Source organism: Agromyces terreus (genome assembly GCF_009749465.1).
GTDB lineage: Bacteria > Actinomycetota > Actinomycetes > Actinomycetales > Microbacteriaceae > Agromyces > Agromyces terreus.
Genome location: NZ_WBIS01000003.1, coordinates 170,180 through 182,789 on the forward strand (window position 1 = coordinate 170,180; position 12,610 = coordinate 182,789).

7 protein-coding genes are annotated in these 12,610 nt (G+C 66.9%); 6 read left to right on the forward strand and 1 reads right to left on the reverse strand.

The window, feature by feature from the left end:
• Positions 1 to 91: 91 nt before the first annotated feature.
• The 6 genes from GQQ92_RS09430 to GQQ92_RS09455 all read left to right on the forward strand — a co-directional run bounded on the left by GQQ92_RS09430 (position 92) and on the right by GQQ92_RS09455 (position 11,516).
• A complete protein-coding gene (locus GQQ92_RS09430) occupies positions 92 to 1,921 on the forward strand; it encodes an AAA family ATPase (RefSeq protein ID WP_156998998.1) in 1,830 nt (609 codons plus the stop codon).
• Complete coding sequence (locus GQQ92_RS09435; protein WP_156998999.1) at positions 1,914 to 2,768, forward strand: ATP-binding protein; 855 nt, start codon at positions 1,914 to 1,916, stop codon at positions 2,766 to 2,768. The genes GQQ92_RS09430 and GQQ92_RS09435 overlap by 8 nt, the downstream gene beginning before the upstream one ends.
• A complete protein-coding gene (locus tag GQQ92_RS09440; protein WP_156999000.1) occupies positions 2,768 to 4,174 on the forward strand; it encodes a response regulator in 1,407 nt (468 codons plus the stop codon). The genes GQQ92_RS09435 and GQQ92_RS09440 overlap by 1 nt, the downstream gene beginning before the upstream one ends.
• Positions 4,175 to 4,257: 83 nt before the next feature.
• A complete protein-coding gene (locus tag GQQ92_RS09445; RefSeq protein WP_156999001.1) occupies positions 4,258 to 6,924 on the forward strand; it encodes an ATP-dependent Clp protease ATP-binding subunit in 2,667 nt (888 codons plus the stop codon).
• Positions 6,925 to 7,161: 237 nt separating this feature from the next.
• Positions 7,162 to 7,422, forward strand: a complete 261-nt coding sequence (locus GQQ92_RS09450) for a hypothetical protein (protein ID WP_156999002.1) — start codon at positions 7,162 to 7,164, stop codon at positions 7,420 to 7,422.
• Between the two features lie 128 nt (positions 7,423 to 7,550).
• On the forward strand, positions 7,551 to 11,516 hold the full coding sequence (locus tag GQQ92_RS09455; protein ID WP_156999003.1) for a cadherin-like domain-containing protein: 3,966 nt from the start codon (positions 7,551 to 7,553) through the stop codon (positions 11,514 to 11,516).
• A gap of 45 nt (positions 11,517 to 11,561) precedes the next feature.
• On the opposite strand, the gene GQQ92_RS09460 is transcribed toward GQQ92_RS09455, so the two are convergent.
• Positions 11,562 to 12,377, reverse strand: coding sequence for a CPBP family intramembrane glutamic endopeptidase (locus tag GQQ92_RS09460; RefSeq protein WP_232057606.1), 816 nt, complete (start codon positions 12,375 to 12,377; stop codon positions 11,562 to 11,564).
• Positions 12,378 to 12,610: the final 233 nt, after the last annotated feature.

Sequence of the window (12,610 nt, forward strand, 5' to 3'; positions counted from 1 at the left end):
ACGTTGTGGCGTCAACTCGGCTCAAACAATGTGCCGCTACTCTCGAAGTGCTGCTTTTTCATAGCCCTATCGCTCGTCGGAAGGCAACTGCATGTGGATTTCGAGGGTTCGGGTCACGGGTGGATTCCTTCGTGGGCTCGATCTTCAGTTTGGTCGGGGACTGAACGTCATCATCGGCGCTCGTGGTGCGGGTAAGACGACGCTTCTCGAATTGGTTCGTCATGCGCTTGGCGCTGAGCACGCTGACCAGAGCAACGCGAAGCAGCGGCAGCAGTTCTTGGACGCGGTGCTTGGTGCGGGCGAGATTGAGATCGACCTGCACACGGCTGAGGGCGGACGTCGACTAGTAGTCGATGCGCGAGGCGGGGGCCGGCACGCGGAGTTTGCAAATTCGGCCCTCGTTCTGGGACAAAGTGAGCTCGAAGAAATTGCCTCTGATCCCCTCAGTCGCCTTCGGCTGCTTGATCTCCGGATTGGCTCTGAGGCGCAGCCATCGGAGATGCCGGATCCCGGCGCGCTTTCTGGTGAATTGTTCCGGTTGCGAGAGGAGATGGCTGACCTGCAAGACGTCATTGCTCATCGAGACCGCTTCCGCGCCGAACGCGACTTGCTGAGTTCCCAAGAAGAGATGATCCTGGGTGGAGGCTCGGTTGAACTCGCATCGAAGAGGGAAGAATTGCGTTCCGCCGAGGAGCGCATCACGAGGACTGGGCGCGAGCTCGATGGCTTCTCTTCATTAATTTCCGGCGCAAATGATGCCCTCGACCGTCAAACGGCTCAAGGCTCGCGCCTCGCGGATCTCTTGGCACAGGCGCAGTCCCTTCCGCTATCGGAGCGGTCGCGAACTGGGCTTCAGCGCGCTCGTGATCTTTCCACCGCAACTCTTGATGCGATTGCACGGTTGCGTGATTCAATCGCGCTCGATGTTGAGGAGACGCGGGCGCTGAACGTTCGAGAGCGCGAAATCGCTGCGCCCTTGCGAGGGTTCCTGGAGGAGGCTGAGTCGGGACTCGGCCAGCTCACCGCACAAGCGCGAGTAATCGAAACTGAACTGGAGGCCATTTCATCCAAGGAGCAGCGTCTTCGCTATCTTGAGGGGCGATATGCCGAACTCTTGGCAGCACGTAACGAGGTTTTTCAGGCAATCGAGGCGGCAGAGGAATCAAAGTTCGTCGCACGCTCCTCGGTGGCCAAGGCGATTACGGGCGCTATCGCCAACAACGTAGTTGTCGTGGTAGATCACTTCGCCGATTCCGGGGAACTCAGATCGTTCTTGAGCATTGCGCTCCGTGGGAGTAACACGCGATCCAGTCTTTCGGACGCGATCGCAGAGCGCGTTCTTCCCCGACACTTGCTGGAACTTGTCGAGGCACAGGATGCTGCGCAATTGTCGGCTGTGGCCGGCGTTGGCATCGACCGGGCGGCGAAAGTCCTTGATCATCTCCACACTCGGAACGGTGTGGAGGCGCTCGCACGGGTGCAGTCGAAAGACAGCGTGGACTTTCGGTTGAGAGATGGTGCCGTTGACAAGGGAGTCGAGTCGCTCTCGACTGGACAGAAATGCGCCGTTACGTTGCCTATCTTGCTGTCGGAACGCTCCCGTGCGCTCGTTCTTGACCAGCCGGAGGATCATCTCGACAACGCATTCCTAGTCAGCAATGTAGTCCGGGGCCTAATTGATCGGTCGCGGGATGGGGCTCAGACGATTGTCGCTACGCATAACGCCAATATTCCGGTTCTTGGATCTGCGCCGCACGTGGTCGTCCTGTCTAGCAACGGGCTGAACGGTAGCGCCCTGGCCTCGGCTCCGTTCGATGACCCAGAGATTGTGGATGCCATCACAAGCCTGATGGAAGGTGGGCGCGAAGCGTTCGCGAGAAGGTCCGATTTCTACCAACGTCACGGTGGTCTTTATGGATGAAGGCTCGCTTGAAGAGGAACTGAAATCGGCGCTGCCGATCGAACGGTCACGAGCCGCGGCTTCCTTGATGCAGGATCCGCACGCCGTTTCGACCAAGTCGCTGGTACGCGCTGTTCAGATGGAGACCGTGCCCGGTATACGGCGAGTACTAAATGAAGTGCTCCGACTACGACAGAACACCCCTGAGGTCCTCCGCGTGGAGACTTCGATCACCGACCTTAGGCCCGTCCGTGAACAGCCGGCGGGGGCACTTGATATTGCCTCGCTAATCCGGCACGAGCTATCGCCAGCGGTTGGCTGGGTTCGGTTGGCCGCGGACGGCGAGATAGAGGATTTCGATTCCAGCGCCACGAACGAGGCGATCCAGAAGCTACAACGACGGGTGAACGGGCTCGTTACGCTCGCGAAAGAACGCGGACCAGCAAATAATGATGAGATCGGCATTCGGGAAGCTCTCGCTCAAAATTGGCCACATCCCAGTGCTGATCTCCAGATTGAAGGTCCCCCTGATGGGGTAGAGATCGCGCTTGACTACGATCTCTTCTCGTTGCTCCTTTTCAACGTTTTCCAGAACGCTATCGACGCGTCGATGGGAGCCGTGGGAGCCGCAACTGTAAGCGTGGTTTTTGGTAAGACACACGAAAGCTACTGGATCAGATTCAGTAACCCATTCGATGGAAACGCGTTCTCGCTGGGCGATGTTATCGCAACCGGTAGATCTACGAAGCGATCCAGCCGTGGCCAAGGCCTCGCGCTGATCAATTCGATCGCAGACCAGCTAGACCTACGTATCGATCTCAAAGGGCAAAGTGGGACTGCTGTGTTCACTCTTATTGGGAAGTTGTAATGCCGAATCCGATTGCAGTCTTGGTTGAGGACGATCCCGAGCAGTTCGAAGTTACGGCGGGGATCTTGACGGGCGGTGGATTCGAAGTGCGTGGCCACCAGTCAATGCAGGCGGCGGCCGAGGCTCTGGAGGCCAATACCGACGTTGTCGATCTCTTCGTGCTCGACCGTCGTCTTCCAATGCTTCCGGCCGAGGTCGCAACTGACGAGGTTGGTGACGAACTCCTCCGCCGCGTCCGCTCTGAGTATCCGGACGCCCGCTTGATCGTGTTCACGGGCTACGCAAGCATTCGCCAAATGCAGCAAGCCATGGGCGGCGGGGGACTGCTACCAGCGAATGGCTCACCTGCGATTGACCGAGTCAGCGTCCTCGAGAAGAGTCAGACCCTCGAGTTTCGCAAGCAGGTGGTCGAGTACAGGGAACTTCTCCAACAACTTGAGAACATCGAAATTCGATCGTCGATGCTGCACGAGATGCAACCTCGAGAGAAACGAATACTGCGCCGTGTTGCTTTCGAGTATCGAGCGATTTCGATCGAGCCCACTGACTTGGGCGGTGGATTGACAGGGGTAGCGGTCTGGCGCTGCGAGCTCACGCGACTAGAAGGCTCCGTCGGCACCGTCGTAGTCAAGCAGTCGAAGAAAACAATCGAACCAGGCGGCCTGCCTGAACTCTTAAGACGCGCGAGCGTAACCACAACTGTCGGTACCATTTCCGGGCTAATGGACGGCACGCTCTTAACAGTGCTACAAGTCGCCGCTGCCAAGCCTGTTTCGCTGATGTCGCTTCTGCAATCAGATCCAGACCTTGCGGCTGCATCGGTGAAGGACCTTCTGGTCGAGTTGGCAGGCGTTGGGGAGCGAGATACGACCGTCACGATCGCCAGCATTTGCGGTCCACTGATTTCTTGGGAGGATGTGGCCTCGCGAGCACGAGAGTTTGGCATTGACGTGCCGTCCGGCGATCTCGTTGCGACCACTCGCATTGGGATGCGCCATGGCGATCTTCACCCAGGAAATATCCTGCTTGACGACGGCAAGCCGGTCTTGATCGATTTTGATAGCTCCGAGTTTGGTAGTGGGTTGATAGACCCTATTACGTTGGCGCTTTCTACATTGGTGCACCCTGCTTCACCGATCCGGGGGGAGCGCTGGCCGGGCCGTGAAGAAATCCGGGCCGAGTTTGGTCGCCCTGACTTTGCTGGGACGCACTCTCATAACGCTTGGTTTGCGACAGCATTCGGATGGGCAGAATTGCGGCGGGCCAGCGAACGAGAGTACTGGGCTCTTGTCCTCGCATACTGTATTCGCCAGTTGGGATTCGATGACGTCGTTTCTGAGGACGCAGTGCGGGAGCGCGTGATCGAGATCGCGCGCCTCGCGGCGATCAACCTGCAGAGTTCGTAGATCCGGTACAGCGGTGAACGGGAATACCCACGCCCCCGCCGCGTTGAAGTTGAGCGTATGCCACTCAAGTTCCAGGAGGATTGGTGCCCGAAGACTTCAACCCCGAAGCCGGTGCGAGCTCGTTCGACGAGTTTCTGAGCCGGTACCTCGCGGGTGAGCAGGCTCGCCAGGCTCGGTCGATCGACCTCAGCCGGTTCCTGACCGCCCGCACGCAGAGCATCCTGCAGCGCGCCGGACGCTTCGCGCTCGAGCGCGGCCAGACCGAGCTCGACGCCCTGCACATCCTGCGCGTCATCGTGGAGGACGACAGCGTCAAGCAGGCGATCGCCCGCATCGGCGTCGCCCCCGAGCGCATCATCACCGCGACCGAGGCGCGCCTGCCCGCGGCATCCGCTGGTTTCGATGAACTCAACCGACGCGAGGCGGCCAACGCCGCCACGATCACCCCGAGCGCTTCCCGCGCGCTGTTCCACAGCTACCAGGTGGCGCGCTCGGCCGGCTCGACGTACATCGACCCCGAGCACCTCTTCTTCGCACTCGTGCTCGGGCAGGACGCCCCCGCTGGGCAGGTGCTGGCACGGGCCGGGGTGACGGCCGAGGCGCTGACGCAAGGGCTCGGCACCGACGTCGACGGCGAGGGCGCCGGTTTCGAGACGCGCCCTGAGGGCGCTCCTCAACCCGCGGAGTCCGCGACCCCGATGCTCGACAAGTTCGGCACCGACCTCACCGCACTCGCGGCCGACGGCGAACTCGACCCCGTGATCGGGCGCGTCGACGAGATCGAGCAGACCATCGAGATCCTCAGCCGCCGCACGAAGAACAACCCGGTGCTCATCGGCGAGGCCGGCGTCGGCAAGACGGCGATCGTCGAGGGCCTCGCCCGCGCGATCGTCGAGGAGAGCGTGCCCGAGGCGCTGCTCGGCAAGCGCGTGATCTCGCTCGATCTGCCCGGCATGCTCGCCGGCACCCGCTACCGCGGCGACTTCGAGGAGCGCCTCACCAAGACCATGGAGGAGATCGCCCAGAGCAAGGGCGAGTTCATCGTCTTCATCGACGAGATCCACACGGTCGTCGGCGCGGGCGGCTCGGGCGACGGCGGCACCGACGCGGGCAACATCCTGAAGCCCCGCCTCGCGCGCGGCGACCTGCACCTCGTGGGCGCCACCACGCTCAAGGAGTACCGCACCATTGAGAAGGACCCCGCGCTCGAGCGCCGGTTCCAGCCGGTGAAGGTCGGCGAACCGTCGATCGAAGACGCGGTGCTGATCCTGCACGGGCTGCGTTCGGCCTATGAAGAGCACCACGGCGTGCAGTACACGGATGCCGCGCTGCGGGCCTCCGTCGAACTGTCGGCCCGGTACCTCAGCGACCGCGTGCTTCCCGACAAGGCCATCGACCTGATCGATCAGGCCGGGGCGCGCCTGCGGCTGAAGCTCGGCAAGAAGACGGATGTCTCCGCGCTCATCGCGCGCCTCGCCGACCTCGAGGCCGACAAGAACGCCGCCGTCGGCGCCGAGCACTATGAGGAGGCCTCGCGCATCCGCGACGAGATCGCCAAGGTGCAGGCGCGGCTCGACGAGGCCACCGACGCCGCCGGTCGAGGAGCGCAGCGTCTCGAGACCAGCGCCGACGGGGGTCTCGATACGGGCGCTGGAGCGCCCTACTCGACCGGCGAGCGCAGCACCGTCATCGACGAGGCGGAGATCGCCGCCGTGATCTCGCGGGCCACCGGCATCCCGGTGAACCGCCTCACCGAGTCCGAGCGCGAGCGCCTCGGCGACCTCGAGGGGGAGCTGCACGCGCGCGTCATCGGTCAGGACGACGCGGTCACCGCGGTCGCGAAGGCCGTGCGCCGCAGCCGGACCGGCATGGGCGACGCGCGACGCCCGGTGGGGTCGTTCCTGTTCCTCGGCCCGACGGGTGTCGGCAAGACCGAGCTGGCGAAGGCGCTCGCGTCGAGCCTGTTCGACGACGAGGCATCCGTCATTCGCTTCGACATGAGCGAGTTCGGCGAGCGGCACACGGTGTCGCGACTCGTCGGCGCCCCTCCCGGCTACGTCGGTTACGACGAGGCCGGGCAGCTCACCGAGCGCGTGCGGCGCAACCCGTACTCGATCGTGCTGTTCGACGAGATCGAGAAGGCGCACCCCGACGTGTTCAACCTGCTGCTGCAGGTGCTCGACGACGGACGCCTGACCGACGGCCAGGGCCGCACGGTCGACTTCCGCAACACGGTGATCGTGATGACCTCGAACCTCGGTTCGGAGTTCCTCGCGTCGCGCTCGGGCGCGCTCGGATTCGTCGCGTCGACGGATGCCGCAGCCAACGGCTTCTCGTCGATGAACGACGTGCGCCAGCGCGTCATGGGCAAGGTGCGAGAGGCCATGCGCCCCGAGTTCCTGAACCGCATCGACGAGATCGTGCTGTTCCAGAAGCTCGACCAGCCGCAGCTCGCGCAGATCGTGCGCCTCATGCTCGGGGCGACCGAGGCTCGCCTCGCCGCGCGCGAGATCGCCTTCGAGGTGACGGATGCCGCGGTGGCGCTCCTCGCGGAGCGCGGTTACGAGCCCGAGTACGGTGCCCGCCCGCTGCGCCGCGTGATCCAGCGCGAGATCGACGACCGCATCAGCGACCTGCTCGTGAGCGGTGCGCTGGGCGACGGCGAGGGCGTGCGAGCGGATGCCGCGGGCGGCGAGTTCGTCGTCACGCCCGTTCCCCGCGCGACCGTCGAGCTGCCGCTGGCCGCGTAAAGCCGGTCGAGGAGCGAAGCGTCTCGAGACCCCGCCCCGTCGGTCGAGGAGCGAAGCGTCTCGAGACCCCGCCCCGTCGCTTGAAGGGCCGGGATCCATTGCGATCCCGGCCCTGGCCTCGGGGTCGAGTTCAGGGTTTCTCCGGATGTCTCGCGTCATAGATCGCGGCAGGCTGCATCTCTAGAGGCAGGAGCGTGCATTTCACACGCCGAGCTGAGAGATCGAGGAGCCTTCGTCATGCCGACCCACCTGGAGTACGTGGCCGGGCCGCTGGGCGACTGGAGCGCGCTGCCGTGCGCCTGCGGACGCACCGCCGACCACCGCCGCCCCGGGTCGTCGACGTACGCGGCAATGGGCGCGGGCGTGGCGGGCGCTTCGGCGGCGACGCCGGACTCGGCGGCGGGCGCTCGTCGTCGCCGCATGTCGCGGGCCGTCGTGCGCCGTCTCAGCGTCGGCGCGGTGCGGCTCGACGCGCTGCGCTCGCGCACGGCCGCCTGACGCCGCAGCGCCCCCCATTCGCGGGACTGGCGGAAACCTCGGGATCGGAGGATATTCCGTGCTGTTCCGCGTCGCATGACGACCCTGCTCGGCGGATCCCTGCGACGACCGCCCCACGAGGAGGCAGCATGTCGCACGCGTCGAGTCCGCACACCGTCGACGTCGGTTCGAGCGGTCGGATGCGGCATCCGCGCCACGCGCTCATCCTCCTCGCGCTCGCAACGACGTTGCTGGCGCTCGCCGCGCTGTCGGTCGCCTTCGCGTCGCCCTCGCGGGCGGCGACCGGGTGGACGCCGGACGCGCGGGCGGATGCCGCGGCATCCGCCCTGAACACGACGAGACCGCTGCCCGTGCAACCCGAGACCCAACTGCGCTCCGCGTGTGCACTGAAGGGAAGCGGTCTGCTGCGGGCGGCCACCTCGCCCCAGGACTGCTGGTCGAGGTTCGAGACCGCCGTCGCGATCTGGCCCGGGCCGACCACGCTCTGCATGCAACTCGGCGTCGTGCGCGCCGGGCTCTCCGCGACGGCATGCACCAGGGCGAAGCCGAAGGGCACCGTGCTCGTCGTGCCCAGCGCGACCGGGCAGACGGCGACGTTCTGCGCGGGCATCACCGGTCTGCTTCGCTCGGTGAGCGCCTCGACGCGCTGTCTTCCCCTCGAACGGCGTTACATCGTGTCGAACCAGGCGCCGACCGGGCTCACCCTCTCGGGCACGTCGGTGGCCGAGAACCGGCCCGCCGGCACCGACGTCGGCGCGTTCGCCCTCACCGATCCCGATCCGGCGGCCACACCCTCGTTCGCGCTCGTCGCGGGAGCCGGCAGCACCGACAACGGCGCCTTCACGATCGTCGGCGCGACGCTGCGCACGGCCGCGAGCTTCGACTTCGAGGCGAAGTCGAGCTACGCGATCCGCGTGCGCGGCTCCGACGGATACGGCGGAAGCATCGAGAAGGCCTTCACGATTCGCGTGACCGACGTGGTCGAGAACGTCGCGCCCGTCGCGGGAGATGACGAGTTCACCGCCGCCGACGCGGCCGTCGGCAACACCGTGCTGGTCGTCGACGATCCGAGCGACGGCGCGCCCGCGGCATCCGGCCCCCACAAGAGCATCGCGGGCGACCTGCTCGCCAACGACGTCGACGCCGACGGCGACGCGCTCGCGATCGTAGCCGGCACCGTGACGACCGAAAGCGGCGGCACCGCCGAACTGCAGGTCGACGGCGACTTCGTCTTCACGCCGGCCGCGGCGAGCAGCTGCACGGATGCCTCGGACGCGTTCGAGTACACCGTGACCGACGGCATCGCCACCGACACCGGGCGGGTGAGCATCGCCCTCGACGGATGCGTCTGGTACGTCAGCAACTCCGCCCCGGGCGACGCCGGCACCTCGACCGAGCCGTTCGACACCCTCGCACAGGCGGAGGCCGCCGGAGCCGGAGACATCTTCGTGTTCGCGGGCGACGGAACGCCCGCCGGCCTCGACACGGGTGTGCGACTGGACGCCGGGCAGCGGCTCATCGGCCAGGCCGCCGATCTCGTCGTCGACGGCGCGACGCTGTACGTGAGCGACGGCTCGTTTCCGGCGATCACCGCGCCGGCGGGCACTGACGCGGTCGAACTCGATCACGCGAACACCGTCGCGGGCATCATCGTGTATGCGCCGCACGGCGGCGTCGGCATCGCGGGCGGCAGCGGAGCCGCAGACGGCGAACTCCGATGGCTCCGCGTGCTCCGGCTCGGCGAGGCCGTGCCCCGGCAGGCCGTCGAGCTCGACGGCACGAGCGGAACGTTCACCATCGCCGGGCTCTACGTCTTGGCGGACACGGGCGTGCGACTGCACGACGCCGGAACGGTGGAGTTCACGCCCGACTCGGGCAACGACTTCCTCGCGCTGCGCGCCGCGCCCCTCGTCGTCTCGGGCACCGCGCTCGGCACGAGCGGCATCGACAGCCTCCGCACGTTCTTCTCGAGCAGCGGCGGACTGCGCATGGCGGCGACGACGGGCACGCTCACCATCGACCACCTCGACCTGATGACGTTCGCGGAGCCGGCGGCACTCCAACTGGAGGACACCGGGCCCGTGGTCATCCGGAGCGGATCGAGGATCTGGGCGGCCGACGGCGTCGCGGTCGACATCGACGGGTCGGACGGCGAGATGGCCTTCGACACCCTCACCTCCCACGGTGCCGACGCGGACGCCATCTCGATCGAGGACTACGCCGGAACGTTCACGGCGACCGCCGGGGGATCGCTCGGGCCGAGCGAACTCGCCGGGGCGGCGGGCACCGCGTTCCGGGTCAGCGGCGGGGACGGTGACATCTCGTACGCCGGCTCGATCGCCGACGGCGGCGGCCCCACGAGCGTCGAGATCACCGGACGCACCGGCGGCACGGTGACCCTGTCGGGCGCCGTCGTCGACGGGCCTGACGCGGGCGGCGGCATCCGCGTCACCGGGAACACCGGCGGGGCGACCGTGTTCTCGGGCGCCGGCACGACGCTGCAGACCGGGAGCGCCAGGGGCGTCGAGTTCAGCGCCTCCGACGGCCACAGCCTGTCGTTCACCGGCGGTGGACTCGACATCCGCACGACGAGCGGCCAGGCGTTCCTCGCGACGTCGTCGGGAAGCGTCGCCGTCACCGGCGAGGGCAACGTGCTCGAGAGCGGTACCGGGATCGCGCTGAACATCGTGTCCACCGACATCGCGGCATCCGGCGCGACGTTCGAACGCGTCTCCGCCGATGGTGCGAACACCGGCCTGCAGCTGTGGTCGACGGGCAGCGCCGGGAGCCTGACGGTCACGGGCAGCGGCGACACCAGCAGGGGCGGGGATGCCTCGGGCGGCACGATCGCCGGCACCTCGCAGTCGGGCGTCGTGCTCTACGACACCCTCACCCCCTCGCTCACGAACATGCGCGTCGAATCGGCGGGCGGACACGGCATCGGCGGATCCGAGCTGCGCGGGCTCTCGCTCCGCCACAGCACCGTGGCCGACGCCGGCAACGCGGACGCCGTCTTCTTCGCGCTCGCCGGGCGCACCAACATCACGGGAACGGTGGACCTCACGGGCAACGTCTTCACCGACGCGATCGGCAACGGCATCATGATCGTGAACGCCGGCGGCACCATCGACTCCCTGACCATCGCCGACAACCTCATCGCCAAGGACGCGCCGACGTCAGCCGGCGCCGCGATCCGCCTCGGTATCGAGGGCACCGTGACCGGAGCAGCGTCACTGACCAGGGCGGAGATCGCGTCGAACACGATCCGCGGCTTCGCCGAGGGCACCGGACTCGACATCACCGCCGGCAACCCGGCCGGCCCGACCGCAGCGCAACTCGGCACCCCGAACGACCCGACGAAGCTGATCGCCGTGACCGGCAACCGCATGGACGGCGGAACCGGAGGACTCGACCATCAGCCGGACTCCTTCGCGCGGGTGGCGTTCACCGGCAATGCCCGCGGCAACGTCGACGTATCCGACAACGGGGTGGCCGGCGCGCCGCTCCGCAGCCTCGACTGCACGGCGATCGACATCACGGCCGCCGGACTGGCGAACGTCACGGCGAAGGCCTCGAACAACCTGATCGATGCGGGCTCCCGACCGGGTTGCCCGGGCATCTCGGTCTCCGCGGAGGGGCTGCCGGGAGGCGCGACCTCGGTCGTCGCCGCGTCGGTCGTCGGCAACTCGATCAGTCGCACCGGAGGCCCGGGCATCGCGGTCGAGTCCGCGTCGACGGGGAGCGAGGTCGTCGCGCGGGTGACGAACAACGTCGTGACGCCGCCGACCGGATTCGGGTACTCGGGCATCGAGTTCATCTCCGGCGCCGCCGGGCAGAACGCCCGCCTCTGCGCCGCGATCACCGGCAACACGACCGCTGGGGGCGTCGGCCCGACCGGTCCGGAGCGCGGCATCCGCCTCGTCAAGTCCGGCGCCGACCCGAACGTGAACGCGTTCGGGATCCAGGGGCTCGCGCCGTCGCCCGCCGGAGCCGAGGCCGTCGAGCCCTACCTGACCGCGCAGAACACGAGCACCGGCGGCATCGCGATCTCGGGAGCGGCGAGCGGGTTCACCGCCTGCACCCCGGCGCCGTGACGCGACGCGATCCAGCCGTCGACGGGAGCGAGCGGCGCAGGCGGCTCAGGCTCCCGGCGCGGACGCGGCCGCGACCGGCGGCGGCGCGGCATCCGTTCGCTCGTTCGCGCCCCGGATCACGAAGGCGACGACCGCGAGACCGATGACGCCGGCGATCAGGTACAGGATGTTCGCGACGCCGAGGAGCGCACTCGGGTTGCCGACGCCGACGGCGAAGACCGAGAAGTCCCAGAGGCCGTGCAGCACCATCGCCCAGATGAGCGAGCCGGTCGTGCGGCGCAGGATGTAGAACGCCGTGCCGCCGAGGAACGCCGAGGCGACCTGGAACGCCGTGTTGAACACGGGGGCGCCGAGCGCCACGTTGATGAAGTGCGAGAGTGCGAACAGCGCCGAGCTGAGGAACCACACCCAGCCCTCGCCGAGGCGACTGCGCAAGCCGACGACGAGCAGTCCGCGATCGACGATCTCCTCGGTGAATCCCACCAGCAGCAGCACGACGGATGCCGCGAAGAACGCGCCCGTGTAGCTGCCCCAATCGACGGCCGAGAGGTTCAGGAGGGCCGCCACGGCGACGACGATCGGTACGAAGATGGGCCAGCGGTGCCGGCTGCGCTCCCGATCGAACAGGGCGGGCCGCCACCATCCGAGGAGCGACGTGGTGATGACCAGCAGCACCGTCGCGATGATGAGCGACATGCCCGCGCCGAAGAAGAGGTTGGTCGCGTTCGCACCCCAGTCGTCGTACGGGATGCCGCTCGCGAGCTGGATCGCGAGCACCACGAGCATGTAGCCCAGCCAGATGGCCAGGCCGATCCAGATGCGCGGGCGAACCCGCAGGGCGGAGGCGGTCGTCGTGGTCATGGGAGTCCTCTCGAGCCGAGTGCGGTGCCCGGGCGGCGTTGCCCCGTGGACGGTGCGGTTCTCCGAATGTAACCGCCCGACCGGGCGCCGCACGGTAGCAGGCCTCGGTGAACATCCGTGTCATCCGCCATTCACGCCGGGGCAACGATCGGTCCACGACGCCGTCATGCCCGCTCGCTTCGATGGGTGCGTCAACCGGGCGCCGTGTGCGCCTGATCGCACCGACGAAGGAA

What these genes read in the sequence shown, in the direction of transcription:
- GQQ92_RS09450 (WP_156999002.1), top strand. Translation starts at nt 7,162, where the DNA reads ATGCCGACCCACCTGGAGTACGTGGCCGGGCCGCTGGGCGACTGGAGC.
- GQQ92_RS09435 (WP_156998999.1), top strand. Translation starts at nt 1,914, where the DNA reads ATGGATGAAGGCTCGCTTGAAGAGGAACTGAAATCGGCGCTGCCGATC.
- GQQ92_RS09460 (WP_232057606.1), bottom strand. Translation starts at nt 12,377, where the DNA reads ATGACCACGACGACCGCCTCCGCCCTGCGGGTTCGCCCGCGCATCTGG.
- GQQ92_RS09440 (WP_156999000.1), top strand. Translation starts at nt 2,768, where the DNA reads ATGCCGAATCCGATTGCAGTCTTGGTTGAGGACGATCCCGAGCAGTTC.
- GQQ92_RS09430 (WP_156998998.1), top strand. Translation starts at nt 92, where the DNA reads ATGTGGATTTCGAGGGTTCGGGTCACGGGTGGATTCCTTCGTGGGCTC.
- GQQ92_RS09455 (WP_156999003.1), top strand. Translation starts at nt 7,551, where the DNA reads ATGTCGCACGCGTCGAGTCCGCACACCGTCGACGTCGGTTCGAGCGGT.